The sequence below is a fragment of the Bradyrhizobium sp. LeoA1Lang genome (genome assembly GCF_055413685.1).
The window spans coordinates 1-26,001 of record NZ_JBVAPG010000119.1 but is presented as its reverse complement, the minus strand read 5'-3'; the positions used below and the strand labels follow the sequence as shown (position 1 = coordinate 26,001).

The following is a 26,001-nucleotide window of genomic DNA, read 5'->3' as shown; positions in this document are numbered from 1 at the left end:
AACACATCGATGCCTACGTCAACGCGTACAACGACAAAGCCGAGCCCTTCGTCTGGACCAAGAAAAAGGTCCGTCAACGCCGCTTCACAGGGCGCCGTATCACTCAGCTCTGATTCCGGGTACTAGTGCGTGCGCACTAGCTAATGCTTCGAGTCAAATCCCAACCCTCCATGAACCGCAACTATAGGCCACACCTCTCAACAGGTTGTTAGGGAATGCGCTGAATGCCGCGCTTACGCTCGCGCGACAATTTTAACGAATTAGAGCGACCGGCTGACCGCGAGCGGCGTGATGTGGCGCGGTCCAGGCGCAGCGCGCCGGCCGGCCGCAGTGTAGGTATTCGGCACGTTGCGGCGCTGGATCTCGCTATTGACGCCGCGCACGATGCCCTCCGACACCGCATGCGCGGTGGCGAGAACGGTGAGGTTGACCTGCAGCATCGCGCGGAAGGTGTCGTGATGGCGGCGCAGCGTGTTCAGGAGATCGGGCGCCGCCTGTGCCAGCTGCTTTTGCGCAGCCTTCACGTTCTCGACCGCGACCATGTAGCGACGCGACAATTCCGATTTCTGCGCTTCCAGTTGCATCGCTTCGCGTACCTTGCCGGCGCGTACCAGCTCTGTCTCGCGCTCGGTGATGCCGAGCAGGGCGCTCATCACGTCCATCAGGTCTTCCGCGAGCTTGCGAATTTCGGCAGGTGTCGAGCTTGCAGACTTCACGGCTTGCGCCGGCGCCGGCCGCGATTGAAGACGCTGGTTCATCTTGTCCTGATCTCCTCAAGCTTGGCTGGCGCCGCCTGCCTGCTGCAGGATCAGCGTGCGGAACACGTCGTTGGAAATGCCGACGCCGCCGGATTTCGCGAACGATTTCGAATATTCTTCCGTCAGCATCGAGCGCCACACGCCGGTGCCGGGCGTATCGCCAAACGGGCCTTCGCCCTTGATGCCGCTGGTCATCTGCGAAAACATCGAATTGAGGAACAGTGCCTCGAAATCCTGCGCCTTCGCGCGGGCCTTCGCCTGCATTTCCGGCGAGACCTTCGTCAGCGCGTCCGCGAGTTGCGGATCGTTGCGGCCGTTGCCGCGCGGCGCCCGATAGGGACTGGTGATGGCGTCGACGAATCCGCTCTGCATCACATCACCTCGATGTCGGCCTGGATCGCACCGGCGGCCTTGATCGCCTGCAGGATGCTGATCAGGTCGCGCGGGCCGATCCCGAGCCCGTTCAGTCCGTCGACGAGTTGCTGCAGCGAGACGCCGTCTTTCACCACGGCGAATTTCTTGCCGTCTTCGGTAACCTGCACATTCGAGCGCGGCGTCACCACCGTTCGTCCCCGCGACAGCGGGTTGGGCTGGCTCACTTGCGGGCTCTCGGAGATCGACACCGTGAGATTGCCTTGCGCGACCGCCACGGTGGCGACGCGAACGTCGCGGCCCATCACGATGATGCCGGAGCGCTCGTCGATCACGATCTTGGCGGCAAGATCCGGGTCGACCTGCAGTTGCTCGATCTCGGTCAGGAAGGCGACGACGTTGCCCTTGAACTCCGGCGGGATGTTGAGCTGCACGGTCGAGGGATCGATCGGCTCGGCGGTCTTGACCCCGAGGAAATCGTTCACCGCCGCCGCAATGCGCTTTGCGGTGGTGAAGTCGGCGTTGCGCAGCGCGAGCCGGACGTTAGGCAGGCGGTTGAGCGTGAACTCGATCTCGCGCTCGATGATCGCGCCGTTGGCAATGCGGCCGACGGTCGGCACGCCGCGCACGATCTTGGCGGCTTCGCCTTCGGCCTGGAACCCGGAGATCGCAAGCGTGCCCTGCGCGACCGCGTAGACATTGCCGTCGGCGCCGAGCAGGGGGGTGACGAGCAGGGTGCCGCCACGCAAATCCTTGGCGTCGCCGAGCGCGGACACCGTGACATCCATCCGCGTGCCCTGCGTGCCGAAGGCCGGCAGATTGCCGGTGACCATCACGGCGGCGACGTTGCCGGTGCGGATGGTGGCGCCGCGGATGTTGACGCCCATCCGTTCCAGCATCGCCTGCAGCGATTGCTTGGTGAAGGGGATGTTGTTGAGCGTATCGCCGGTGCCGTTGAGGCCGACCACGAGGCCATAGCCGATCAACTGGTTCTGCCGCACGCCTTCGATATTGGCGAGGTCCTTGATCCGCGACGTCGCGCCGGCCGGCAAAGCGGTCAGCGCGAGCACGAGCCACGCGGCGCAGGCGGCTGCGAAAAAATGTGCCGAACGGATGCCGGGCATCCCTGTGCTCCCCTCGAGGTCTTCCATCGGACCGGCACGCCACTCCCATAGCGGGCGATCCGCTCCTTCACTATGCGAGCCCTGTGCCATGCCGGGGTGATGCATCAAATAACTGATATCTTTAGTGAAATTTCGTGATCGCTGTTCGCGCTCCGTTTGCCGGCGGAGTCGAAACTGCCGGCCGGCGGCAGATTTTGCCGGGTCGTTTACGGAGCATTAACCATAAGGGGGCGAAGGTTCCGCCCAGCACGCCCGCGGGATCATCGACGATGCGCATCTCAGGACCGAACGGCACCACGCTTGGAACGCCCGCGAGCAGCACGCGGCGGAACAACTCGAGCAGCTTCGCGCTGCCGGAACCCTCGACGGAAGCGGGCGAGGTCCGTTCCGGCGCCGCGCCGAAAGCCGCCGCGAATATCGATGCGCTGCTTGCGCTGCAAGGTGTCGAGGACCCCACGGAACGCCGTAAGCGCTCGGTCGCGCGGGGCCGCGGCGCGCTCGATGTGCTCGACGAGCTCAAGATCGGCCTGTTGGCCGGCAATCTGGAAGCGACAACCGTCGCGCGGCTGCGCGATGCCGCCGCCAGCCTGAAATCTTCTTCCGGCGATCCCGGCCTTGATGCGGTCCTGTCCGAAATCGAGCTTCGCGTCGAAGTCGAGCTCGCCAAGGCCGGGCAGGCCTAAGGTCGTTTGCCTCGGCCGCGATTCGCCCGGTCTGGTCAGCGCGGATTTAATTCCCGTCGGCCGGGCAAAAAGGACTGATCCGGACCCTTCATTCTCGGGGCTGTTGGCGCCGGATGAGCCCACTGACCGGTCCTGGCGGAACGGGGCCAACTTGCCTGTGCAAGGGGGCGGAAATGGCGGTTCGAAGCGGTTGCGCCGATATTGTCTGTCACATGAGGTAGCTATATAAGGCGCCGCGCGGATGACCCATTTTCGTCCGCCTGACAGGGACATGGACTGCCTTTGGAAAAGCTGAAGAACTACCGGCCTTCTGAAAAAGAGCCTTTCATGAACGAGCGTCAGCGCGACTATTTCCGCGCCAAGCTGCTGGCCTGGAAGGATGAGATCCTCCGCGAATCGAAGCTCACGCTGCAGACCTTGCAGGAAGAGAACGTCAACCACCCCGACCTTGCCGACCGTGCTTCCTCCGAGACCGACCGTGCGATCGAGCTGCGCGCCCGCGACCGCCAGCGCAAGCTGATCTCCAAGATCGATGCCGCACTGCAGCGCATCGAGGACAACACCTACGGCTATTGCGAGGAGACCGGCGAGCCGATCTCCCTCAAGCGGCTCGAGGCGCGTCCGATCGCAACGCTCTCGGTCGAGGCCCAGGAACGCCACGAGAAGCGCGAAAAAGTTTATCGCGACGAATAGGGGTAGCCTCGCGGCGGTGCCATTGAAACCGCCATCCGGCGGAGGTAGTTTGGCGCCGCCATGATGAAATCCATTCTCAACTTCGCTTCGGTCTTCTTGCTGGGTCGCTGATCCCAGCCGCCGCTGCCTGCGGCACTCCATTGGACCGATTGAGCCGGACCGCCGCTGCATGACGCAGCGCAATAACGTCTGGCGACAGCTTGAGAGATCATCATGATGACCGACCACGAACGCGCGCGTTCGCTCAGCGGCGCGCAAATTGCCCAATTCATCGAACACGGCTTTGTAAGGATCGACGACGCTTTTCCGCGCGAGCTCGCGGAGGAGGCGTGCGCCATCCTGTGGCGCGGCTTGCCGTGCCGCGAGCACGCGCCCGCAACATGGACACGCCCGGTGGTGCGACTGGGCTTCTATGGCCAGCCACCGTTCCAGCAGGCGATCAACACGCCCGTCCTGCATGCGGCGCTCGACCAGATCGTCGGCACAGGCCGCTGGTGGCCGCGACAGGATATCGGCACCTTTCCGGTACGCTTTCCGCATCCGGACGATCCCGGCGACGCCGGCTGGCACGTCGACCTCAGCTTCCCCGGCGAGGATTGCGATCCGAATGAGCGGCAGGATTTCTCGGCCTGGCGCGTCAATGTCACCTCGCGCGGGCGCGCATTGCTGATGCTGTTCCTGTTCTCCGACGTCGGCGAACAGGACGCGCCGACGCGCATCAGGGTCGGCTCGCACCAGCCGATGGCGCGCTATCTCGCACCTGCGGGCGAGGCCGGCCGTGCCCGCATGGCGCTGGACGAGATGGGCGCCGATTGCCCGATTGCGCTGGCGACCGGCGCGGCCGGCACGGTCTATCTCTGCCATCCCTTCCTGGTTCACGCCGCTCAACGGCACCAGGGCAGGGCGCCTCGCTTCATGGCACAGCCCGCGCTGCCATTGAGGGAGCCCTATCGGCTCGAGCGTTCCGACGGCGCCTATTCGCCGGTCGAGATCGCGATCCGGCGGGCGCTGGGAATGACGGGATAACGTAAAGCTGCGAAGCGACATTCAGGCGAGTTCGGCGCCGAGTGTCGCTTCGCGCGCGGTCGCATGGCCGCGTGCGCCATAGGTCTTCGACCAGGCGAGCAGTTCGCGGAACGCCGGCAACAGGCCGTAAGCGGCGTCGGTCAATTCGTATTCCACCCGCAGCGGCTTTTCGGCAAGCACGGTACGAAGGACCAGGCCGTCGCGTTCGAGCTCGCGCAGTTGCGCGGTCAGCATGTGCTGGGTGACGCCGCCGAGCGAGCGGCGCAGGGCGCCGAAGCGGATTGCGCCGTTCATCAGCGCAAAAAGGATTTCGAGTTTCCATTTGCCGCCGAGTGCGTGAATGGCGTGCTTGAAATCGCCGAGCAGTGCCGGGTCGGGTGCGCAATCTGCGCATTCGGCGGAATCGCAGGGCGACATGGTATTGTTCTCCATACCGGTCTCGAATTTCATCCTACTTGTCCTCTCGCAGATAGTGGCCCAGATGCGGTTGTTGCAGGCCGGCGAAGCGAATTTCCGCGCCGAGGGCCGAAGATTTGGGAAAGGCTTTGTCGGATGAGCACCGTTTTGGTTACGGGCGGATCGGGCTTCATCGGGGTGCACACCATCCTGCAGTTGCTGGTCGAGGGCCATCAGGTGCGCACCACGGTGCGCCGGCCGGAGCGCAGCAAGGATGTGCTCGCGATGCTGCACCAGGGCAATGCGCCATCGCCCGAGAGCGTATCGTTCTTCACTGCCGATCTCACGCAGGATGCCGGCTGGCGCGAGGCGGTGGGGGGTTGCGATTACGTGCTGCATGTCGCGTCTCCGCTCAGCAGCAGCGTGCCCAGGGACGAGAACGAGATGATCATTCCCGCGCGCGACGGGACTCTGCGGGTGCTGCGCGCCGCGCGCGATGCCGGCGTCAAGCGTGTCGTCGTCACGTCGTCGATGGGGGCGATCGGCTACGGCCACCCGCCGCAGGCGCAGCCGTTCGACGAGACGAGCTGGACCAACCTCGATGGCGATGACGTGTTCGCCTACGTCAAGTCGAAGACGCTCGCCGAGCGCGCGGCCTGGGATTTCATTGCGAAGGAGGGCGGCGGACTGGAGCTTTCCGTCATCAATCCCGTCGGCGTGTTCGGGCCGGTCCTGGGGCCGGATTTCTCCGGCTCGATCGACATCATCAAGATGCTGCTCAACGGCGCGATGCCGGCGGTGCCGCGGATCTATTTCGCCGTGGTCGACGTGCGCGACGTGGCGGACCTGCATCTGCGCGCGATGACCTCGCCGGCGGCGCGCGGCGAACGCTTCATCGCGGTTGCCGGAGATCCGATGTCGATGCTCGATATCGCAAATCTCCTGCGGCGCGAGCTCGGTTCCGCCGCCCGGCGGGTGCCGCGCTTCCAGGCGCCGGACTGGGTGGTGCGGCTGGCCGCAACGAGCGTTCCCGTGCTGCGCTATGCCGTGCCGATGCTCGGCAAGGTCCGCCGCTCCACCAGCGCGAAGGCCCGCGAAAAGCTCGATTGGACGCCGCGCCGCGATGACGAGACGATCCTTTCGACCGCCGAAAGCCTGATCAGGCTCGGCCTTGTCAAGGCGTGAGCGCGTATGTGACGCGCTTGTCAAGCGCGCGCCGTGGTGCTGAATTGCCATCTCGACAACGCAATCCGGGAGGTGGCCATGGACAGGACCGCAGCGGCCGCAAAGGCCATCGCCACCGCTCGCCGTAACCGCGCGCCGCTGGCGGCGCTGCCGGTGGATCTGGTGCCGGCCGATGAGGAGGAGGGCTATCAGGTCCAGCGCGCGGTGCATGACCTCTTGCTGCCGAAGGTCGGCGCGCTCGTCGGCTACAAGATCGGCTGCACCAGTGCGGTGATGCAGGAATATCTCGGCATCGCCCATCCTTGCGGCGGCGGCGTGTTCGAGAAGGGCGTGTATGAGAGCGGTGCCGAGCTCAAGATGGCCGACTATGTCCGCGTCGGCGTCGAATGCGAGATCGCGGTGAAGCTGGCGCGCGATCTGGCGCCGGGTGAGGCGCCGTTCACCGCCGAATGGGTCGCGGAGGCGGTTGCGGAGTATCATCCCGCGATCGAGATCGTCGACGACCGCTATGCGAAATGGGAGGCGATGGGCGCGCCGACGCTGATCGCGGACGACTTTTTCGCCGCCGGTTGCGTGCTGGGCACGGCAGTGCCACGCATCACCGCACCCGATCTGCACGACGTCAAGGGCCGCGCGCTTATCAATGGCGAGGAGGTGGCGAGCGGCACCGGCGCCGACGTGCTTGGTCATCCCCATAACGCACTCGCCTGGCTCGCCAACCATCTCGCCGCCGAAGGCAAGGGCCTGCACGCCGGACAGGTGGTGCTGACAGGCAGCCTGGTGAGGACGATATGGCTCAACGCCGGCGACAGCGTCGTGATGGAGCTCGCGGGTCTGGGCAAGGTGAAGGCCACGTTCGCGTGATGCGGTAGATAGGTTCGCGCGTCTCGCACCGCTGTCGTCCCTGCGAAAGCAAGGACCCATGACCACAGGGAGTTGTTGTGGCGCGAGCGAGCGGTTGCGGCGGAGCCGGAGCCGTAGGTTGGGCAAAGGCGCACTTGCGCCGTGCCCACCATCTAGCGCCGTGCTCGCGATGGTGGGCACGCTTCGCTTTGCCCACCCTACAGCATCGCCGCGAGTCATGATTCAATTTTCAAACAGCACAGGGCATGTGAGTCCGCATTCTCGCGGCGTATCACGCCCGAGCTTTGCTTCACTTTCCACCCTCTCATTGAGCAGAGGGCGCAGGGAAAGCCGGGTGCCGGTTGCACCCATGGGTCCCGTGCAACAAAAAGCACGGGGGTAGGACCACAGGTTCAACCGAAGCATTCCGGCTTTCCCTGCGCGATGGTGTTACGGCTTATTTCGTGCTCTCCCCGGTGACCGGGCTTTCTTGCCACCGTCACTTCGTTAAGAAGCTTAGCGCCAGCGTCGGGGCGCCAGGACCACACGACTTCGCCGTCCACGCGTGCCACGCTCGTCAGTCGTGACACCCGCGTCCACCGCATCTCACCGCAACGTTCGTGACGATCGCGAGCCGCCCCTCATCCGCCGTGAGACGCGCGGAGTTAAATCACTGATTTGCCCGACGGCGAAAGCGGAATATTTTCTGCGCGAGGGATGGACAGGGGGGCGGCTGATTTGCCCGTCGGGTTGTTATGTCGCACCGAAAGCATCCACATCGTCATTGCGAGCAGCGCGAAGCAATCCATAGCGCCGCTTGTGGAGACGTGGATTGCTTCGCGGAGCCTGTCATCGGGCGCGCGTTCGCGCGACCCGTTGGCTCGCAATGACGGGGGGCTGTCATTCCGGGGCATCGCGAAGCGATGAGCCCGGAATCCATTTCACCGCTTGCGCAAGTGGACGAATGGATTCCGGGCTCGCGCTGACGCGCGCCCCGGAATGACGGCGGAAACGGTGGCGGTGCTACGCCGACACGTCGACGAGCTGGCCCTTCTTGTCCGCGTTCTCATGGAATTGCTGCTCGATGAGGTCCTTGATCTTCTGCTCCACGGCCTGGCGCTGTTGCGGCGTCATGTTTTGCAGGTCCTGCTCGGTCAGGTTCATGCTCTTCAGGATGTTCGCGCGCATCCGGTCGATCGGGTTCATGTGGGCGTATTTGAGGAACTCCTCCTCGATACCGTTGCCGAGGGACGCTTCCCGCGCGGGTTGGGTGGAAGCTTGATCGTCGGCGCTCGAGACGTCCTTTGCGGCAGTGTTCTTCGTGCTTGCGGTAACAAAGCTATAGGAGGAGATCGTCGTCGATATCTGCACGTCGCGCCCCAATTCGTGATGAGGTCGCAGGACGCAATCCGTGTGCCATCATGCACGCGAGTTATTTCAACGGGATAGGCGCGACCCTCAGGACATTCGGCGCTGAGTGGGCAAGTTCTGCCCGGCGAAGTTTTCCCGCGCGCGTGAATGAACCGCGTCATTCGGTGTCACTGCGGTGACCGGCTGCAATCGCGAACTATCACGGTTGGGAAAGGCGGCGCGATCCATGATTGGCGCCGGCGCTGCGGCCCACCACTTCGAATAAATGTGATTCCGCATCCAGGAGACCAAGATGAAATACGCACTGATCGGCGCCGCTGGCGTCATCGCGGCGGCTTTCGCAAGCCCGGCATCGGCTCAGGCGGTGATCGAAGATCCCGGCTACTGCGCGCAGTTTTATCCCGATGCCAATTGCCAGAATATCGGGCCGGGCAATCCCTATACCGACGGCAACTGGCGCAACGATTGGCCGCCGGCGCGACACGCGTTCATTGAACGGCATGCGCGCCACCAGCGCCATCTCAGCCATCACGAAATGAATGGCAGGGCAGGCTAGGGCCGCAAGCGGTGGGGCGGATTAGCGTCCCGTTTTCCGCAGCTTCAACGAGCGACGGCGCAAGCGTAATCCGCCGTTCGCCTGCGATCGGGATTGTCGGTTACGCCTCCCGCCTTCGTGCGTTGAAGCGGCGGAGAATGGGGGCGGCTAACCCTGCGATCGCACTAGCCGACCGCAAACGGCTTGGCGGGGCGGTGGCGGTCGGCCTGGCTTTGCGGCAGCCTGGTCACGCCGGCAGCGCGCTTGATGCCGCGCTCTGACGGCGGCTCCGGACGGGGAAACAGGTTGGCCTCGAAACGCACGCCCGGCGCTTGCTCTGCGGTGCCGGAGCACACCGCGGTCTGGCCCTTGAAGACCCCGGTCAGCTTTGCCTCGACCTCGTCGACACCGAACACGGTGGTCGGGCCTTCGGCGTAGCGCTTGGTCGTCAGCGTCGCGGTGAACCGGTCTTCGTCGAGCTCGTAAGTGCCGCTATAGGTGAACATGCAGTCGCCGCCCGAGATCCTGCCATTTGCAAGATAGATGATCCCGGTGCCTTCGCCGTGCGGCGTCCGAAACCAAACGGCATATTCGCCATCCCTGATCATCGAACACACCCATAACGAGAAAATTTGCGTTGCGCACTACCTAGAGCGCGATGTCACCAACTTCCAGCGAGTGAGGGCGCGAGGGTTAATGGGGCGTGAAAGGCTGCGCGTAAAATCGCCATCATGCCTGACCCATACGTGTATCGGATCGCCAACCTGATCCTCATCGGAGGAGCCGCATGACTCACGCGTCACGCTCTCATGCTTCGCGCTCTCATGCTTCGTTCTTGGGCGTATATTTGCCCATGACGCATTTGTAGCTCTTCAGCCTCCACTCGTGATACGGCCCCTTGGAGAGCCAGTCGGCGATGCCGATTTGCGCGTTTACACTGCAGGCTGCCATGGTGATGCCGGATTGCTCGCTGTTGGTGACGACTTTTTCAAGACAAAGTGGACCGTTGCAGAGAATAGCGACAAGCGTGACAAGCATTTTGACCTTCGGTTGATTGGGGAATACCCGGTTGGATTGGTTTATGCAGGCTTCGTGCCAGCGGGCGGGACTTGCGTGATCACATCTCGTCGAAACGTGATCTGGACCAGCCTTCGTCCGATATGCTGTACGTAGTTTCCCGGGTTATGCTTCCGATGCAGAGGTGCCCGGCGTTCCAGGCGCTACCGGCAGGCGGGATTGGCCGCATCCGCGATCGAGAAAAATGTGATGCTGGTCGGGGCCAAGTCAGTGTGTGACGCCGCGACCGGCTCGCCTTCGAGCGCAGGCAATTCATCATTCGCAGCAAGCTTCAACTCGCGGCCATTCATGCGCACGCGCGTGTCGGTGAGATTGGCTGCGGTCAGGGCGTAGCGTCGCGCCGTTCCGGAGAACGCGAGCGACCGCCGCGCCATCCGATCGGTGTTGATGGCAAGCAGCGCCACGCCGCCTGATGTGTCCCGCAGGCAATGCGCATAGAGATATAGTCCCGGCACCGCCGCCGATCCGACGTCGAGCACGACCGTGCCCATCAGTTTTCGCCAAAGCAGTGCGGCCCAATAGTTCGGACGCGGCGTGAAGTCTTTCTCTTCCAGCAGGCCGTAGTCGCTGGCAGCAAGAGTGTTGTGCATGACGACTTGCACCTGGCGTTTGGCCATGCGCCCAAGCGTGTCGAGATAGCGAAAGCTGTCGAGGAAGGTCGAACTCCAAGGATTGCCACCACAGGCGGCATCGGCCGTTTCCGTGATCCACAGCGGCCGACCGGGTGCGAACCGATCGCGCAAGTTTGCGTAGAACGACGCTGCACGATCGATGCCGGACAACCAGTCTTGTGACAACGCGTTGCTGTCGCGCACCGCAGCCGATGGCACCCTCTTGCTGCAACGTGGCGAGAGGGCGCCGTAATAATGGAAGGAGATCGCGTCGAACACGGGGCCTGCTGCTGCCAACAGCTTCTCACTGCCGAGCGCATCGCCCGATCCGCCTGTGCTCACGGTGCCCGGCCCAAGCAGGATTGTTTCCGATGAGGCATGCTTGAGGAACGGCGCGAGCACGGCGATGTCGCGGCCGAAGCTCGCGGCATCATAATCGGACGGCAGGCCGCCGATGGCGGCGAGGTCGGGCTCGTTCATGAACTCGGCCGCTGCGATGTTGCCGCCGAGTGCCTGCGTCGCCGCGATCAGCTTCTGTGCCTGCGCCGGCGTCCAGACGCCGCTGGCATCGCGCGTGCCCAGGCCTGTCGCAAAGGAGGTGACGAGCCTTGCGTCCACCGCGCGCGCGAAGTCGACAACGCCTTTCCATTGACGGCGTGTCAGCACGCCGTTGAAGCCGGGAGGTGGCGACCGCGCGTTCTCATCGGTGTCATCGAAATAGGTGGTGTTGGCCCAGGTGCCGCTCACGCGCAGATAGGCCGGCCCCAGCGCCGCGGCGAGCTTGCGCAGTCGCGGATTGGCGAGATCGATCGGCTTGCGGTAGGCGTACATCGCGGGATCCCTGCCGGCCGGGATGCCATCCGCTTTTGAAGAAGGTTGGCGCCGATCGGCGTAAGGACGCCAGAAGTGCCCGCCGGTCACCTCGACCATCTCGACATTGTAGGATTGAAAGCGCTCGTCGATCGAACCAATGCGCGCCATGGCTGCCGGCGCGAGCGCGATGCTCGGATCGGCCGCCGACGCAGGCGGCGCGCACAGGATGGCGAGCGCAGCGCCGAGGCAAGCGCGTCGCGTCAGGCTGATCCGAACCTCGTTCTCGCTCCGCATCACGCGACTTTACACCGGGCACGTGGTCGCCAAAAAGCCGCGGCCCCCGCCAGGGGAGCTAGCGAGGGCCGCGTTGGAACACTTCACTGCGCCTAGGTTCGCAATAAAGTGTGGGAGCTCGTTTGAAGAAGGTCAGAACGGCAGCAGCACGTCCATCACCTGCTGTCCGTAGCGGGGCTGCTGGACGTCGGTGATCTGGCCGCGGCCGCCATAGGCGATGCGGGCCTGGGCGATCTTGCTTGAATCGATGGTGTTGTCGCTCTGGATATCCTCGGGCCGCACGACGCCCGCGACGATCAGTTCGCGGATCTCGAAATTGACGCGGATCTCCTGCTTGCCTTCGACCACGAGGTTGCCGTTCGGCAGCACCTGCGTGACGACCGCGGCGACGTTGGTCTGCAACGCTTCCTGCCGGTTCACCGAACCCTTGCCGTCGCTGGACGAGGTCGAGTCCGTGGTGAGGATTTTGCCCGGCAGGACCTTTAGCGGCTGCGTAACCGTTTGGGAGCCGAGGAAGTCGGTGATACCAGAATCTTCCTTGGCGGTGCGGCTGCGCTGGGTCTCGTTGGCGATGTTGGCTTTGTCGGTGAAATTGACGGTCACCGTCAGCAGGTCGCCGACGCGCGCGGCGCGCTGGTCCTTGAAGAAGGCTCTGGAGCCGTTGCGCCACAGCGAGTTCGGGCTGTAGGAGGCCACTTCCGGCTTCGGCATCGGCATCTGCACCGGCTTGTAGCCGGGCTGCGTGGTCGGATTTTCGATTGCGGTCAGCTTCGGCTGTTCGCCGATCTGGGAGAGGCGGTCGATCGAGGAGCAGCCGCTGGCGAGGATGCCGAGCGTGAGCAGGGCGCCGGTGAGGACGAGGCGGTTGATACGATAAGCGGACATCACGGTTACTCGGCTTTCGGGGCGACTGAACTGACGTTGGCGACGGCGACGGGGCTCGCCTGCTCGGCGGGGGCGAGCGAGGCGCTGGGTTCAAGGACAGTTGCTGCGCGCGGCGGGGTGATCGTGACCTGGCCGCGGCCGGTGACGGTGCCGGAGACGGTGCGCTTGGACTGCAGGTTCATCACGCTGACGACATCGCCTTCGGTGCCGCCGTCGAGCGCCTTGCCGCGGATCGTGAGATAGAGCCCGGCGGCCTGATAGATCAGCGTCACGTTCTGGTCGCGGGTCACCAGATCCGGCCTGGCGAGATCGGCGGTCTTCAGCGCCTGTCCGGCGCGGAGCTGGCGGCGAGCCTGCATGCCGACGGCATTGTCGCGGAGGGCGAGGTCGTTGCCGACCTCGGCCTTCGGGCGGCGCTCGACCAGCACGTCCGAATGCTTCAGCGTCTCGCCGCGCTCGACACTGCGCGCCAGCACGGCGGCTTCGACGGTTTCGATCGCGGTGCCGGTGAAGCGCAGCCTGGTCGGCGCGGCGCCGGTCTCGTTCGCGATCTCGAAGGTGATATCGAAGCGGCTGTTGCGCGGATCGTAGCGGAGGGCGACCGGCTGCAGATTGCCGGAATTGGTGGCTTCCAGCCTGACGTCGCCGATGTCGCGATCGAAGTTGATGGTGAGATTGGCGGCTTCGCCGAGGCCGTTGCGGCGCTCCATCGTGCGGGCGACCGCCTGCTCGATCTCCTGCCGATCGATCGCGCGCGCGGCGCGGGTCACCGAAATTTCCTTGAGGTCGCGGGTGTCGACGCCGATCACCTGATGGGTGCGCAGCGTGGCGAGCACCTGCGCGACCGGCAGCGTGCCTGTCGTGCCGAGATCGGGCGCGCGATAGATCGGTGTGGCGCCGAAGCTGCCGGCATTGTCGACGAGATCGCCGATGCGGACGATGTCGCTTGTAACCGTGACGTTGGCGCGCAGCGTCGGCGGCGCGATGACGTCGCTGCGGCTCTGCGCGGTCGCATTGGAGACCGACGCGGCAAGGAGCAGCGCGGCGAGGAGAAGCGGGCGGGCGAACATGGTCACTCTCCCTCAGCGGAACAGGTTCGAGGTGGATTGCAGCATCTGGTCGGCGGCGCTGATCACCTTGGCGTTCATCTCATAGGCGCGCTGGGCCGCGATCAGATCGGAGATTTCCGAGACCACCTCGACATTGGCCTGTTCGAGGTTGGACTGCTGCATGTCGCCGAAGCCGTCGGTGTTGGCGATGCCGTCCTGCGGCGTGCCGGAGGCCGGCGTGTCGACGAACAGGTTGTCGCCGATCGGCTGCAGGCCGGCCTTGTTGATGAAGCGCGTCAGCCCGATCTGGCCGACCAGGGTCGGCGTGGTCGAGCCCGGTAGCATCACGGTTAGCTGGCCCTGCGCATTGATCGTGATCTGCGAGGAGTTCTGAGGGATCGTGATGGTCGGCTGCACCGGGTTGCCCTGCGCGTTAACAACGCGCCCCTGCTGGTCCATCATGAACGAGCCGTCTCGGGTGTAGGTGTAGGTGCCGTCGGGCATCTGGATCTTGAAGAAGCCTTCGCCGCGGATCGCGATGTCGAGATCGTTGCCGGTCGGCGAGAGCGTGCCCTGGCTCATCAGGCGCGGCGTGCCGACGGTCTTGACGCCGCCGCCGAGATCGATGCCGACGGGCAGGATGGTGCCCTGGTCGGAGGCTTGCGAGCCGACGCGGCGCACATGGTCGTAGATCAGGTCCTGGAACGCGGCGCGCTGCTTCTTGTAGCCGGTGGTGCGCAGGTTCGCGATGTTGTTGGAGATCACCTGAACGTTGAGTTCCTGTGCCGCCATGCCGGTCGCTGCAGTGTAGAGAGCGCGCATCGATTAATCTCCTCAGGCCGGAACGTCGGCGAGCTTGTCGATCGCCGATTTGTGCAGATCGCTCTGCTGCTGCAGCAGTGACGAGATCTGGGTGTAGGTCCGCGTAATCTCGATCATGCGGCTCATCTCGGTGACGGAATTGACGTTGGACTTCTCGACGAAGCCCTGGCGCAGCCGCGAGGTGGTATCGAGCGCGGCCGGATTGCCTTCGCCGGCCGAATAGAGGTTGTTGCCTTCCTTCACGAGCTGCTGCGGCTGGGCGAAATTGACCACGCGCAGCTTGCCGCGGATGGAGTCGATGCGGCCGGTGCCTTCGAGCACGGTGACGTAGCCGTCGGCGGCGATGCTGATGTCCTTGTCGGTCTGCTGGAACACGATCGGGCCGGCATTGCCGAGCACGGGATAGCCGGACTGGGTGACGAGCTGGCCCTGGTTGTTGACGGTCAGATTGCCGTCGCGGGTGTAGCGCTCGCCTTCGGGCGTCTGCACCACGAGGAAGCCCGAGCCGTCGATCGCGACGTCGAGCGGGTTCTTGGTCTCCTGCGACGGTCCTTGCGAGAAGTCGTGGAAAGTGGCGCGGTCGTTGACAAAGGACACGCGGCGGTCGGAGGGGGCAAAATTGTCCTCATGCGCGCCGGACCTCAGGAATTCCTGGAACAGTGAGCGGTCGGCCTTGTAGCCGTTCGTCGTGATGTTCGCGATGTTGTTGGCGACGACATCCATCTGCCGCTCCAGCACAACCTGTCGCGATAGTCCGACCAGAAGCGTATTCTGCATCGGCGGTTCTCCCCTTGCGTAGACGGTCCTGCGGAAAGAGGTTCTCCCAAACCTCAGGCCCTCGGACCTCGTGAACCTTTGGGCTCTCCCAAACCCGCCGGCTCGCACTGTCTTCAGCGAAAGCCGTGCCAACTCGGAAAGTGATGATTTTTGAGTGGGTTAGGTGTTCAGCCCGGGGGCGGAGAGGGCGGCAGAAAGGTCTTGTTGACCATGTTTGCCCGGCAGTTTTTTCCTAGTTGCGCGGCGAATGAAAGAAACCGTTAACCATTCTTACCCTAGCGTTGCGCTGTAACAGAGCGCGTGTGCGCTGGCGGCATCGGTATTGCGTCTCAAAGGGCCTGGCTGGGGCAATCGCGTTCGTTTCCGTTTTTGGGGCGGGCGGGCGATGGCGGACGAGGACAAGGCGGAGGGCGGCGCCGAGGGCGAGGCCGCTGCTTCGAAGAAGGGTAAGCTCAAGCTGATCATTGCCGCCGTCGGCTTCCTCGCCATCCTTGGCGGTGGCGCCGGCTGGTTCTTCTTCATGCGCGGCCATGGCGAGGAGGTGCATGCCGAAGCACCGCCGCCGAAGCCGCCGGCCTTCGTCGAAGTGCCCGACATGCTCGTCAATCTCGTCGGCGGGCCCGGCGAGCGGATCCAGTATCTGAAGGTCAAGCTGGTGCTGGAGGTGAAGGAGGAGAAGCAGGTCGAGGCGATCAAGCCGTCGCTGCCGCGCGTCACCGACCTGTTCCAGACCTATTTGCGCGAACTGCGCGCCAGCGACCTCAACGGCTCGGCCGGCCTGTTCCGCCTCAAGGAAGAACTCACCAAGCGCGTCAACGCGGCGCTGTCGCCCAACCAGGTGAACGCGGTGCTGTTCAAGGAAATCGTGGTTCAGTAGCGATGGCCGGCAACGACCAGATGGACCAGGATGCGATCGCCGCCCAGTGGGAGGCGTCGCTCGATTCCGAGGATCCGGCAGCCGCAGCGGAAGAAGCTGCGAAGAATGAACTGTCGGAGAGCATGTCGCTGCAATGGGCGGCCATGGTCGAGGACGGCAGCCGCGACTTCGGCACCAAGAACGGCGGCGAGCGGGTCCTCTCGCAGGAAGAGATCGACAATTTGCTCGGCTTCACCGTCGGCGACGTCAATCTCGACGACAATTCCGGTATCCGCGCCATCATCGACTCCGCGATGGTGTCGTATGAACGCCTGCCGATGCTGGAAATCGTGTTCGACCGCCTGGTGCGGTTGATGACGACATCCTTGCGCAATTTCACCTCCGACAACGTCGAAGTCTCGCTCGACCGCATCACTTCGGTGCGCTTCGGCGACTACATGAACTCGATTCCGCTGCCGGCGGTGCTCAGCGTGTTCAAGGCGGAGGAATGGGAGAATTTCGGGCTCGCCACCGTCGATTCCAGCCTGATCTATTCGATGATCGACGTGCTGCTCGGCGGCCGAAGGGGCCAGACCTCGCTGCGCATCGAGGGGCGCCCCTACACCACGATCGAGACCAACCTGGTGAAGCGCCTGATCGAGGTCGTGCTGGCCGATGCCGAACAGGCGTTCCGGCCGCTGTCGCCCGTGAAATTCAGCATCGACCGCCTCGAGACCAATCCGCGCTTTGCGGCGATCAGCCGTCCCGCCAACGCCGCGATCCTGGTGCGCCTGCGCATCGACATGGAGGACCGCGGCGGCAATATCGAATTGCTGCTGCCCTATGCGACCATCGAACCGATCCGCAACGTGCTGTTGCAGATGTTCATGGGCGAAAAGTTCGGCCGCGATCCGATCTGGGAAGGACACTTCGCGACCGAAGTGGCGCAGGCCGAAATCTCCGTCGAGGCCGTGCTCTATGAAGCCGACATTCCGCTCAAGCAGTTGATGAAGCTGAAGGTCGGCGACACGCTGCCGCTCGACATCCGCGCGGACTCGCTGGTGTCGGTGCGCTGCGGCCACGTCACCCTGACCGAGGGCCGCATGGGTCGCGTCGGCGACCGCGTCGCGATCCGCGTCAGCAAGAATTTGCGCAAGCCAAATACCACCTTTGCGATGTTCGAGAAGGCCGACGAGCAGACCAAGATGATGGAGGCATAGTTTGAATCATTCCCTCGGAATTGCGATTGAAAGCCTGGTCGCGGTGCTGTTGATGCTGACGATCGGCTACTGCATGCTGCTCAACAAGCGCCTGCAGCGGCTGAAGGCCGACGAGCACTCGCTGAAGGCCACGATCGCCGAACTGATCACCGCAACCGAGATCGCCGAGCGCGCGATCGGCGGGCTGAAGCACACCGTGCGCGACGTCAACGAGAATCTCGGCAGCCAGCTCACCGCGGCGACGCAGATGTCGGCGCATCTGAAGGGCCAGCTCTCCGAGGCCGACGCCATGATCCGGCGGCTGTCGAGGATCGTGCAGGCGGGACGGCCGGTGACGGAGGCTGCGCCCGCCGCAGCCGCTGCACCCGCGCCGGCGGCGCCGAAGATGTCGCCGGCCAAGGCGGTGGCGGCGGCGGCTGAAGCCTTCACCGAACGCAGAAAGGCAGGCGGTCTGGCCGCATGAGCGCGTTTCGCGACATCCGCGTCATCCCGGTCGTGCTGGTCGCGATCTTCGGCCTCGTGGTGCTGAAGGTCGCGGGCCTCGTGCTCGATGGCGGCTATGTGTTCGACTACAATCCGCAGTCGACCAAGCCGTCATGGGCGCAGGAGATGCTGAATTTCCCGGGAGGAAAGAACAAGGGAGATCCGAACGACATCACCGGCTCCGTGCACGGCCCCGAGGAGAAAAAGAAGGAAGAGCCGCCCGCCGCCGCTGATCCGCCGTCGCAGCCGGATGGCGTCGTGATCAATCCGAACTTGCCCCCGCAGATCTCGGCCTCCGAGCGCGCGATCCTGGAACGGCTGCAGGCGCGCCGGCAGGAACTGGATGCCCGCGCGCGCGAGATCGAGATCCGCGAAAGCCTGTTGAAGGCCGCCGAGAAGCGCATCGAGACGAAGGTGGAGGAGGCCAAGGCCAGCGACGCCAGGAGCAGCGCCGTCGCGGCGCAGAAGGCCGAAGCCGACGCCGCGCGCTTCAAGGGCATCATCACGATGTATGAGGGCATGAAGCCGAAGGACGCCGCGAAGGTGTTCGACCGGCTGGAAATGGGCGTGCTCTACGAGATCGCTTCCCAGATCGCGCCGCGCAAGATGGCTGATATCCTCGGCCTGATGCAGCCTGAAGCGGCCGAGCGGCTCACCGTCGAGCTCGCCCGCCGCGCCAGTCCCGACAAGCTGCAGCCCGCCGCCGACCTGCCCAAGATCGAGGGCAAGATGCTCACGCCGAAGCTGAACTGACGGCTTCGGCGCATCGCTTGCAGCAGTACTATTAAGCCGCCGGTGCAGGTGGGGTAGGAACAGCGGCTTGCGCGCCGGCCAGTGCCGCCCGCAACGCGTCTTCCTTGGTGTGGTCGAGAGACGTCTTCAGCACGGTCCCGCCTTCGCCCTTGAGACCTTCAAGCACTTTGTCCCCGGTCACCCTGCGCGCCAGCACAAAAAGGGCTGCGGTTCCCGGTTGAATGGCAGCCGCCGTCTCCTTCATCCATTTGTCGTCGATACCGACATCGGTCAGATATCCGCCGAGCGTGCCGCCGGCGGCGCCAAGCGCTGCTCCTGCCAGCGGCATCAGGAAGATCAGACCGATCAGGGTGCCCCAGAAAGCGCCGCCGACAGCGCCGGCCGCTGTGGTGTTGATGAGCTGGTTCAGCTTTACCCGACCATCGGCATCCTTCACCGCAATCACGGCATCGCCGAGTTCGATCAGGTACTCCTTCTGCATGGCCAGCAATTTCTGACGAACTTCTTCCGCCTTCGCCTCGGTAGGGAATGCGATCACGACAAGATCACTCATTTGCAGTTCTCCTCTATGGCCGCCCGACTTTATTCCGTCTCCATGACCATCCGAATGCAAAGCAAATGGCACACGAATGCGATTGATTTACATCAACCCCCGGCGAGGGGAACCTAGCACGTTGTTCAATCTGTGGCTTCGCCCGTTTGCCTCAAACACAACAGGGAACTTGCCTACCGCCTCTGGCCTGACTGGCGTTTTCCTGTTTGCGCCCGCGAAATACGGGCTGGCGAAGCATTGGGCTGGCGGCTGACACCGGCGCTTTGCACCGGGCCATCGGTGCATAGCCACACCTGTGGCAGTGCCGTTGATGCTGTAGATTTCCATACAATTGAGCGATGCCGATCAAACGTCAGCGCCTGGGCGCGCTCTCGCCTGGGTAGCTACCTGAACAAGCGGTCGGTCGCTTTATCAAGCCGCTTATCCGAACCGCTCGCATCACTTAGATGACCAACCAACTCTCCGGAGAGCCTGTAGATGTTGATCCCTTTGAGGTCATAGAGCTTCGTACCGTTGCGGTCGAAAATTTCTCGACCGACTATAACGCCGACGTGAATACCTTTGCTGTTGAATATGTTGCCCTTCATAGGAGCCTCCTTGCTTGCGAGACCAACCGTGCGGTGCGTTCGCTGCTCTGTTTCGCTGGTGTGTCAGAGCCGACTTGAGCGAGCAGCTTCAATTCGCCGCCGCGCAGCCTTTGCCGGGCAAAGGCCGCGCAATGGCTCATTGATTTGGCTTCGTTGAGCCCGCGCCGGGATCAGCAATCGTCTCCCAGTGGTTGCCGCAAGCGGAACACCGCCATTCGTTGACAACCCCGGTGGACAAATAGGTCGAACGGATGGGGGCAGTAATGAGGTGTCCGCAGATACAGGTATTGGTGCCTTGTGACGGCGAGCGCCTTGGCCCGTCGCGAACCATTCTGGAGGCCCAGCGGCGCTCGAAACTCCGTTCAAAATGCAATGGATAGATTGTGGAACTCATGGGGCTCCCTCCTGTTTCTGGCGGGAGCGCGGCATGGTCTCTCAGTCACTGAAGCCTTTTTCACGATCAGTGATATCAACAACATAAGGCGTGAGCCATCCGATGGCTAGGTCGATGCTCGCAGGATCTTTCGCGCTCTCCTACGGGAGCGATGTTGATGCGCCGGCTCGGGGCCAGCGTACGTTCGTTTGAACGCTAAGCGATCACGATCGTCTGGAACAGAGCGGTCGCCAACGGGACAGCATCACTTTCCCACCGGTCGCCAGCGTGCGGTTCTATCGCGGCTTTCGGAAATCGATGCTGCGCAGGACGATCCCGGGCGGCGTTCCTTCGAACTCGGTCGCCTGGTATTTGCCGTCGGCGCAGGCCTCGATGCGCTCGCGCAGTCGCAAGAATTGCGCTTCGCGTTGCGTTGCTTTCGCTCGCACCACGCCTTCCAGCTCATCCATCGCCGAGATCGAGATTGCACAAGAAATCTCCTTCTGTCCGTCGAGCATCGAGAACAGGACGACCATCCTGTCATATTCATAGCTGATGAAGCGGCTTTGCCTGAGCGTCACGTGACCTGCTCCCTGGAGGCGGCGCGGCGATCGTGCTCCGCCTTGCTCGGTGAGCCGTGCAAAATCCTCAAGAATCGCAGCGACGAGATCGCGATGCCTGGTATCTTCCGGCGGCAGGCCGGCGGCATAAAGGTCGAGTACGTAACGCGCCTTGGTAGCTGCTTCCGGCCACGACGCGGCGGCAGCCGACAAGAGGTCATTTTCGAGCGCGGTCTGCCGCTCGCGCAGCTCCCGCGCATGGCTCTCGATCTCAGCCAGCTCACGACGGATATCGGTCGCTTTTTGCGCCGCCATGCCGCGATGGCTGTCGAGGTCAAGCGGTTCGTCAGTCATGGGGCGCGCTCGCATCGATGCGTTGCGCGTCCGCGAGATCGACCGAGCCGATCGACACCATCTGCATCGCCAGCCCGCGCGAGCCTTCAGCGGGAACCATGATCATGGTGGCGACGCGTCGGAACGCGTCGAACGAGAGTCCCTCGATCGTCTCCTCGTCGGTGATGACCTCGTAGTCGCCGGCCGGTAACAGGCGATCGATACCTCTGATCCGGAACGGGTGTTTGAAAGTGACGACTTCTCGTCGGGAGCGGGTGGTCATGCGCGCGTGCCTTTCGCGAAAACGCCGGCGCCGGCGCTGCCCCAAGAGCAGCATGCGCCCTTTAAGCCGCGTTAGCCATCGCTTTCTTGCCGCGCCCGAGACGAAGCGGTTTGGCGCTCGCGCATCACGATCTTGAGCGCCTCGTCCGGCGAGGGCCGCCGGCGAAATACGGGTTGGCGAAGCATTCGGCTGCGCGGCCTGACGCCGACGCCTTGCACTGAGCCATCGATGTATAGCCGCACCCGATTGCAGGGCCGTCAATGCTGAAGACCTGCATGCAGATCGGGTAACGCGGATCATAGGTCTGCGCCTGGGCGGGCAGCGCCGCCAGGATTGCACCGATCACCAGGATCGCCCGATCCACTTGACGCATCGGAATCTCCTTGAAGGCAGGTCACCCACACGGTCCAAGATGCACTATCCGAGCACCTTTGCCGGCTCTTCGCGCCAGATCCAGCAAATCAATCATCCCTAATGTAGATATTTAACAACTCCTTAAGCGAGCCAATTCAAGATTCGGATGCGGGGTGGCGCATTCGCGTCTGCTTCGAGGCTTGAGGGCTGAAAGACGTAACTGGCATGGCGCGACGGGCTGCCGCTGGACTAAGGTCGCATGGCCGCGTTTTGGCGCGGACGGCGTATCTTTGCCTGGGCCGGCTGTGGCCGCTTGCCGTGCTCCTGATCTCGCTGACGCTTGCGCCCGCCGCCCGCGCCGACGATCCGGTCAAGGGCGTGGCGACGTTCTCGGCGGCGAACGGTTTTGCGCGGCTGGTGTTCAAGCTTGCCGAGGATGTCGAAACCGAGGTGTCGACGGCCGGCTCGATCGTCGTGGTCCGCTTCAAGCGGCCGGTCGATATCCCGGTGGAGGGATTGGCCGATGCCGTGCCTGATTATGTCGGCATGGCGCGGCGCGATCCGGACGGAACGGCGATCCGCCTGTCGCTGTCGCGGCGGGTGACGATCAACACGATGACTGCGGCCGAGCGGATCTTCATCGACTTCCTGCCCGATGATTGGGCCGGGCCGCCGCCGCCTCTGCCCACGGACGTGATCCGCGAACTGGCCGAGCGCGCGCGTGCCGCCGAGCGTGCGTTGCGCGCGCAGCGGGCGGCTGACGCCGCCAAGAAAAAGCCGCCGGTGCGCGTGCGCGCTTCGGTGCAGCCGACCTTCGTGCGCTTCGTGTTCGAAATCCCCGACGGCGTCAGCGTGTCCTCGGTGCTGAACGAGCAGAAGCTGACGCTGTTGTTCAACAGCGTGCTCAGCTTCGACCTCGCGGATGCCAAGGTGGCGGCGCCGCCCAACGTCGCCTCGATCAACCAGCGCTCCGACACCGACACTTCGGCTGTCGACATCAACCTGATCGGCGAAGTCGACGTGCGCTCCTTCCGCGAGGACAAGAACTATGTCGTCGACGTCGCCTTCCAGCAGCCGGAGAAGCCGGCGGCGGATGGGCACGCCGCCAACGTTCCACCCGCGCCGGCAAAGCCGCTGGTCGCCGTGGCGGCCGGACAGGGCAAAGCGATCAGGGAGACCACGCCGTTGCAGCAGCCGGCCCCGGTCACGCCGGTGACCTCAGAGACGTTCGCGGAGCAGGCCAAGATCGCCATCAAGCCCGAGCAGGGCGCAAATGCGCCGCAGGCGGCGCCGGCCGCAGCGGCCGAGACCACAGCGCCTGCGGCCGCGAAGCCGCAGCCCCCTGCCGCCGAAATGCCCGCGCCGGCGTCCGAGAAGGTCGCGCAGGAGGTGCCGCCTGCTCCCCCTCCGGCGCAAGCGGCGCCTGCCGAGAACGCGAAGCCTGCAGCAGCCCCCGTCAATGAGGCTTCACCGTCGCCTGCGAATGCCGCGCCGAAACAGGCCGCGGCCGCAACGCCGCAGGTCTCCTCCGCTGAAAAGCCGGTTACGGTCGACGCGCAGCGCGACAGCGACGGCTTGCGCGTGACGTTCACCTTCCAGAAGGCGACGCCGTCGGCGCTGTTCCGCCGCGCCGACGCGGTGTGGCTGGTGTTCGATTGTCCGGAGGCGATCGATGTCGCGCCGATCCGCGACAAGGCCGGCGCCATCATCTCCGACGTCAGCCGCTTGCCGCTGGACCAGGGACAGGCGATCCGCTTTCGTCTCAACCGCCCGCAGATGCCTTCGCTCGAGGCCGACGAGCGTTCCTCCGGCACGGGCTGGACGGTGACCTTCGCCGACCGGGTGCAGAAGCCGCCGCAGCCATTGATGGTGGTGCGCAATGTCAGCGATCCCGCGCTCGCCAATGTCAGCGTGCCCTTGGCCAATCCCGGGCAATTGCACCGGCTGGTCGATCCAGACGCCGGCGACATGCTGTGGGTCGTCACCGCGCCGCCGCCGGCGCGCGGCTTCATCCGTCGGCAGGATTTCGTCGAGCTGTCGCTGCTTGAATCCGTCCACGGCCTCGTGGTGCATCCGAACTCCGACGACGTGAAGGCCGAACTCGGCGCCGACAAGGTGGTGCTGGGACGTCCGGGCGGGCTTACGCTGTCATCGGCCGACGTTGCCGCCGAACGCGCCACCGCCGCGGTGAAGCCGCTGTTCGATGCCGAGGAATGGAAGAACAACCAGTCGGAGAACTTCCTGAAGCGGCTCGACGCGCTGATCGCGGCCAGCGCCGAGGCGACCACGTCGCCCGAGCAGCTCGCGCAGGCGCGGCTCAACCTTGCCAAGTTCTACGTCGCGCGCGCCCTGTACGAGGAGGCACACGGTGTTGCCAATCTGATGCTGTCGGAGAGCAAGCGCGGCGCCGAGGACCCGGCCGTGCTGATGGTTCATGCCGCCAGCAGCATCATGATGGGCCGGCCCGAGCGCGCGCTCAAGGATCTTGCCAACCCCGTGATCGGCAACGGCTACGATTCCCAATTGTGGAAGGGGCTCGCCCTTGCGCGCCAGGGCAAATGGGCGGATGCGCGGGAGAAATTCAAGAACGCGGAGTTCTCGGTCGCGACCCTGCCGCCGGACCTGCAGCGTATCGTCATGCTGGAATCGATGAAGGCCGCGCTCGAGGTGAAGGATTTTGCCGGAGCCGCGCGCCGCCGCAGCGAGCTCGAGGTGATCGGCCTGCCGAAGGAATTGAAGCCGGCGGCCGCCGTGCTGCGCGGCCGGCTCGCCGAAGCGCTCGGCTATGAGAAGGACGCGCTCGACGCTTACCGCTTCGCCGCGAACTCGCCCGACCGGGAGGCCGCGGCCGAAGGCAAATTGCTCGAGGTCACACTGAAGCAGAAGCGGGGTGAGATCACCCAGGCCGACATCCTGCGCGAGCTCGAACTGCTCGCGGTGATGTGGCGCGGCGACAGCATCGAGCTGCGCACGCTGCAGATCCTGGCGAAGATCTATTCCGACACCGGCCGCTATGCGGAGGCGTTCGCGGCTACGCGCGCCGCGACGAGGCTGCAGCCGAATTCGCCGGAATCGCGGCAGGCACAGGATGCGGCGTCAGCGCTGTTCTCCCAGCTTTTCCTCGGGCCCGCCGGTGACAGCATCCCGCCGATCGACGCGCTCACGATGTTCTATGAATATCGCGAGCTCACGCCGATCGGTCGCCGCGGCGACGAGATGATCCGTCGCCTCGCTGATCGCCTCGTCGGCGTCGACCTCCTTGATCAAGCTGCCGAGCTTCTGCAGTATCAGGTCGACAAGCGGCTGGAGGGCGCAGCGCGCGCGCAGGTCGCCGCACGCCTTGCCATGGTCTATCTCGCCAATCGCAAGCCGGAGCGCGCGATCGCGGCGCTGCGCCTGACCCGCATCTCGGATCTGTCAGGCGAATTGCGCCAGCAACGGCTGTTGCTCGAGGCGCGCGCGCAGAGCGACGTTGGTCGGCATGACCTTGCGCTCGACATCATCTCCAACATTCCCGGCCGCGAGGCGATCCGGCTGCGCTCCGACATCTATTGGGCGCAGCGGCACTGGCGCGAGGCCTCCGAGCAGATCGAGCTCTATTATGGTGACCGCTGGCGCGACTTCACGCCGCTGAATGCGGCCGAGAAGGGCGACATCATCCGTGCCGTGGTCGGCTATGCGCTCGCCGAGGACGCGATCGGGCTTACGCGCTTCCGCGAGAAATATGCGCCGCTGATGTCGGGCGAGGCCGACCGGACGGCGTTCGACATCGCAGCCAGGCCGGCTGCCGCCAACAGCGCCGAATTTTCCCAGATCGCCAGGATGGCCGCCAGCGTCGACACGCTCGACGGCTTCATCCGCGACATGAAGCTCCGCTTCCCCGACGCCACCGCCCGCGCGCCGCTCTCCGATCCGATCGCGACCGGTGCCGTGCCCGGCACGAAAGCCGATCCCGAGGCGTTGCCTGCGATCGTCGGCGTCAAGCGCGCCAGCGCGGCGAGGTAGCGCGCAGCCCGGATGGAGCCAACGGGTCGCGCGAATGCGCGCCCGATGACAGGCTCCGCGCAATCCGGGATTGCCGAGGCCTTGGCGACTGAACTGCACCCCTGTAGTGAGACAGGATAATCAGGGACAGGAGCCCGGCGCTTGAGGCGGCAGGGCGGGTTGATGGGTTAGGGCCAGGTTGCGGGGCTGCTGCGCACCACCCCCGCAACCTGGTAAATTTGCTTCGAACTCGGCTGGCGGCTGGTAAGCCAGAGCCGAGTGCAGCCGTTGACGATTGTACACCTCTTCGATGAAGGCGCCGATCGCATTTCTGGCATGCGGCGCATC

At 64.3% G+C, this 26,001-nt stretch carries 28 protein-coding genes and 3 pseudogenes; 12 read left to right on the top strand and 19 right to left on the bottom strand.

The features are described from left to right. Positions 1-113 (top strand): annotated as a pseudogene (locus ACZYOF_RS30960) (IS630 family transposase); the annotation flags it as partial. A 147-nt stretch (positions 114-260) separates the two neighbouring features. Here ACZYOF_RS30960 and ACZYOF_RS30955 read toward each other — a convergent pair. From ACZYOF_RS30955 to ACZYOF_RS30945, 3 genes are read right to left on the bottom strand one after another with little or no spacing between them, the layout of a single operon-like run. Continuing rightward, positions 261-758: a hypothetical protein gene (locus ACZYOF_RS30955; RefSeq protein ID WP_463718126.1), complete on the bottom strand. Its 498-nt coding sequence runs from the start codon at positions 756-758 to the stop codon at positions 261-263. 15 nt (positions 759-773) lie between these two features. Beyond that, positions 774-1,130: a flagellar assembly peptidoglycan hydrolase FlgJ gene (gene flgJ, locus ACZYOF_RS30950; protein WP_463718125.1), complete on the bottom strand. Its 357-nt coding sequence runs from the start codon at positions 1,128-1,130 to the stop codon at positions 774-776. Further along, on the bottom strand, positions 1,130-2,254 hold the full coding sequence (locus ACZYOF_RS30945) for a flagellar basal body P-ring protein FlgI (protein WP_130582400.1): 1,125 nt from the start codon (positions 2,252-2,254) through the stop codon (positions 1,130-1,132). Before ACZYOF_RS30945 ends, flgJ begins: the two co-directional genes overlap by 1 nt. A 269-nt stretch (positions 2,255-2,523) precedes the next feature. Here ACZYOF_RS30945 and ACZYOF_RS30940 point away from each other — a divergent pair, with 269 nt between their 5' ends. The 3 genes from ACZYOF_RS30940 to ACZYOF_RS30930 all read left to right on the top strand — a co-directional run bounded on the left by ACZYOF_RS30940 (position 2,524) and on the right by ACZYOF_RS30930 (position 4,656). After that, positions 2,524-2,937, top strand: coding sequence for a flagellar assembly protein FliX (locus ACZYOF_RS30940; protein WP_130582401.1), 414 nt, complete (start codon positions 2,524-2,526; stop codon positions 2,935-2,937). 327 nt (positions 2,938-3,264) lie between these two features. After that, positions 3,265-3,630: an RNA polymerase-binding protein DksA gene (gene dksA / locus ACZYOF_RS30935; protein ID WP_196237262.1), complete on the top strand. Its 366-nt coding sequence runs from the start codon at positions 3,265-3,267 to the stop codon at positions 3,628-3,630. A gap of 216 nt (positions 3,631-3,846) precedes the next feature. Next, positions 3,847-4,656 (top strand): phytanoyl-CoA dioxygenase family protein, encoded by an 810-nt coding sequence (locus ACZYOF_RS30930; protein ID WP_463718127.1) that lies wholly within the window; start codon positions 3,847-3,849, stop codon positions 4,654-4,656. A gap of 21 nt (positions 4,657-4,677) precedes the next feature. On the opposite strand, the gene ACZYOF_RS30925 is transcribed toward ACZYOF_RS30930, so the two are convergent. Further along, entirely contained in the window at positions 4,678-5,106 is a 429-nt protein-coding gene (locus ACZYOF_RS30925) for a winged helix-turn-helix transcriptional regulator (protein WP_282527789.1), read from the bottom strand. Between the two features lie 102 nt (positions 5,107-5,208). Between ACZYOF_RS30925 and ACZYOF_RS30920 the strand changes: the two genes are divergently transcribed. Then, complete coding sequence (locus ACZYOF_RS30920) at positions 5,209-6,237, top strand: SDR family oxidoreductase (RefSeq protein WP_463718124.1); 1,029 nt, start codon at positions 5,209-5,211, stop codon at positions 6,235-6,237. A 78-nt stretch (positions 6,238-6,315) separates the two neighbouring features. After that, positions 6,316-7,101 (top strand): 2-keto-4-pentenoate hydratase, encoded by a 786-nt coding sequence (locus ACZYOF_RS30915; protein WP_463718123.1) that lies wholly within the window; start codon positions 6,316-6,318, stop codon positions 7,099-7,101. A 1,002-nt stretch (positions 7,102-8,103) separates the two neighbouring features. On the opposite strand, the gene ACZYOF_RS30910 is transcribed toward ACZYOF_RS30915, so the two are convergent. Next, positions 8,104-8,451 carry a hypothetical protein gene (locus ACZYOF_RS30910; protein ID WP_463718122.1) on the bottom strand — a complete coding sequence of 116 codons (348 nt, stop codon included), beginning with the start codon at positions 8,449-8,451 and terminating at the stop codon, positions 8,104-8,106. 292 nt (positions 8,452-8,743) lie between these two features. On the opposite strand from ACZYOF_RS30910, the gene ACZYOF_RS30905 reads away from it, so the two are divergent. Next, the gene (locus ACZYOF_RS30905) at positions 8,744-9,007 is read left to right on the top strand and encodes a hypothetical protein (protein WP_130578835.1); all 264 of its coding nucleotides are present in this window, start codon (positions 8,744-8,746) and stop codon (positions 9,005-9,007) included. A gap of 164 nt (positions 9,008-9,171) precedes the next feature. Here ACZYOF_RS30905 and ACZYOF_RS30900 read toward each other — a convergent pair whose 3' ends face one another. The 7 genes from ACZYOF_RS30900 to flgF form a co-directional block, all read right to left on the bottom strand. Further along, entirely contained in the window at positions 9,172-9,594 is a 423-nt protein-coding gene (locus tag ACZYOF_RS30900) for a hypothetical protein (RefSeq protein WP_028163568.1), read from the bottom strand. Between the two features lie 214 nt (positions 9,595-9,808). Then, complete coding sequence (locus tag ACZYOF_RS30895) at positions 9,809-10,024, bottom strand: hypothetical protein (RefSeq protein WP_130578834.1); 216 nt, start codon at positions 10,022-10,024, stop codon at positions 9,809-9,811. Between the two features lie 182 nt (positions 10,025-10,206). Beyond that, positions 10,207-11,781 (bottom strand): glycosyl hydrolase family 79 N-terminal domain-containing protein, encoded by a 1,575-nt coding sequence (locus tag ACZYOF_RS30890; RefSeq protein WP_463718121.1) that lies wholly within the window; start codon positions 11,779-11,781, stop codon positions 10,207-10,209. Between the two features lie 132 nt (positions 11,782-11,913). Further along, a complete protein-coding gene (gene flgH, locus ACZYOF_RS30885) occupies positions 11,914-12,666 on the bottom strand; it encodes a flagellar basal body L-ring protein FlgH (RefSeq protein ID WP_130578832.1) in 753 nt (250 codons plus the stop codon). A gap of 5 nt (positions 12,667-12,671) precedes the next feature. Further along, positions 12,672-13,736, bottom strand: a complete 1,065-nt coding sequence (gene flgA, locus ACZYOF_RS30880; protein WP_463718120.1) for a flagellar basal body P-ring formation chaperone FlgA — start codon at positions 13,734-13,736, stop codon at positions 12,672-12,674. 12 nt (positions 13,737-13,748) lie between these two features. Further along, on the bottom strand, positions 13,749-14,537 hold the full coding sequence (flgG, locus tag ACZYOF_RS30875; RefSeq protein WP_028163563.1) for a flagellar basal-body rod protein FlgG: 789 nt from the start codon (positions 14,535-14,537) through the stop codon (positions 13,749-13,751). A gap of 12 nt (positions 14,538-14,549) precedes the next feature. Continuing rightward, the gene (gene flgF, locus ACZYOF_RS30870) at positions 14,550-15,314 is read right to left on the bottom strand and encodes a flagellar basal-body rod protein FlgF (protein WP_130578830.1); all 765 of its coding nucleotides are present in this window, start codon (positions 15,312-15,314) and stop codon (positions 14,550-14,552) included. A gap of 385 nt (positions 15,315-15,699) precedes the next feature. On the opposite strand from flgF, the gene fliL reads away from it, so the two are divergent. The 4 genes from fliL to ACZYOF_RS30850 are packed head-to-tail and all read left to right on the top strand — an operon-like array spanning position 15,700 to position 18,626. Further along, positions 15,700-16,191 (top strand): flagellar basal body-associated protein FliL, encoded by a 492-nt coding sequence (fliL, locus tag ACZYOF_RS30865; protein WP_130578829.1) that lies wholly within the window; start codon positions 15,700-15,702, stop codon positions 16,189-16,191. Positions 16,192-16,193: 2 nt separating this feature from the next. Further along, on the top strand, positions 16,194-17,390 hold the full coding sequence (fliM, locus tag ACZYOF_RS30860) for a flagellar motor switch protein FliM (protein WP_130578828.1): 1,197 nt from the start codon (positions 16,194-16,196) through the stop codon (positions 17,388-17,390). A gap of 1 nt (position 17,391) precedes the next feature. Continuing rightward, positions 17,392-17,853, top strand: a complete 462-nt coding sequence (locus ACZYOF_RS30855) for a DUF6468 domain-containing protein (protein WP_028163559.1) — start codon at positions 17,392-17,394, stop codon at positions 17,851-17,853. After that, entirely contained in the window at positions 17,850-18,626 is a 777-nt protein-coding gene (locus tag ACZYOF_RS30850) for a MotE family protein (protein ID WP_463718119.1), read from the top strand. The genes ACZYOF_RS30855 and ACZYOF_RS30850 overlap by 4 nt, the downstream gene beginning before the upstream one ends. Positions 18,627-18,657: 31 nt before the next feature. Here ACZYOF_RS30850 and ACZYOF_RS30845 read toward each other — a convergent pair whose 3' ends face one another. The 6 genes and pseudogenes from ACZYOF_RS30845 to ACZYOF_RS30820 form a co-directional block, all read right to left on the bottom strand. Further along, on the bottom strand, positions 18,658-19,179 hold the full coding sequence (locus tag ACZYOF_RS30845; RefSeq protein WP_130578826.1) for a DUF1269 domain-containing protein: 522 nt from the start codon (positions 19,177-19,179) through the stop codon (positions 18,658-18,660). A gap of 383 nt (positions 19,180-19,562) precedes the next feature. Continuing rightward, on the bottom strand, positions 19,563-19,766 hold the full coding sequence (locus tag ACZYOF_RS30840) for a hypothetical protein (protein WP_130578825.1): 204 nt from the start codon (positions 19,764-19,766) through the stop codon (positions 19,563-19,565). A 669-nt stretch (positions 19,767-20,435) separates the two neighbouring features. Then, positions 20,436-20,720 (bottom strand): DUF1488 family protein, encoded by a 285-nt coding sequence (locus ACZYOF_RS30835; RefSeq protein WP_394569659.1) that lies wholly within the window; start codon positions 20,718-20,720, stop codon positions 20,436-20,438. Positions 20,721-20,762: 42 nt separating this feature from the next. Then, positions 20,763-21,053, bottom strand: a pseudogene (locus ACZYOF_RS30830) (hypothetical protein); the annotation flags it as partial. Then, positions 21,046-21,315, bottom strand: a complete 270-nt coding sequence (locus ACZYOF_RS30825; RefSeq protein WP_282527799.1) for a hypothetical protein — start codon at positions 21,313-21,315, stop codon at positions 21,046-21,048. The pseudogene ACZYOF_RS30830 and the gene ACZYOF_RS30825, both read right to left, overlap by 8 nt. Before the next feature lie 124 nt (positions 21,316-21,439). Further along, positions 21,440-21,688, bottom strand: a complete 249-nt coding sequence (locus ACZYOF_RS30820; RefSeq protein WP_130578822.1) for a DUF3551 domain-containing protein — start codon at positions 21,686-21,688, stop codon at positions 21,440-21,442. A 206-nt stretch (positions 21,689-21,894) separates the two neighbouring features. On the opposite strand from ACZYOF_RS30820, the gene ACZYOF_RS30815 reads away from it, so the two are divergent. Further along, the gene (locus ACZYOF_RS30815; RefSeq protein WP_463718118.1) at positions 21,895-25,674 is read left to right on the top strand and encodes a tetratricopeptide repeat protein; all 3,780 of its coding nucleotides are present in this window, start codon (positions 21,895-21,897) and stop codon (positions 25,672-25,674) included. Between the two features lie 120 nt (positions 25,675-25,794). Here ACZYOF_RS30815 and ACZYOF_RS30810 read toward each other — a convergent pair. After that, positions 25,795-26,001 (bottom strand): annotated as a pseudogene (locus ACZYOF_RS30810) (hypothetical protein); the annotation flags it as partial.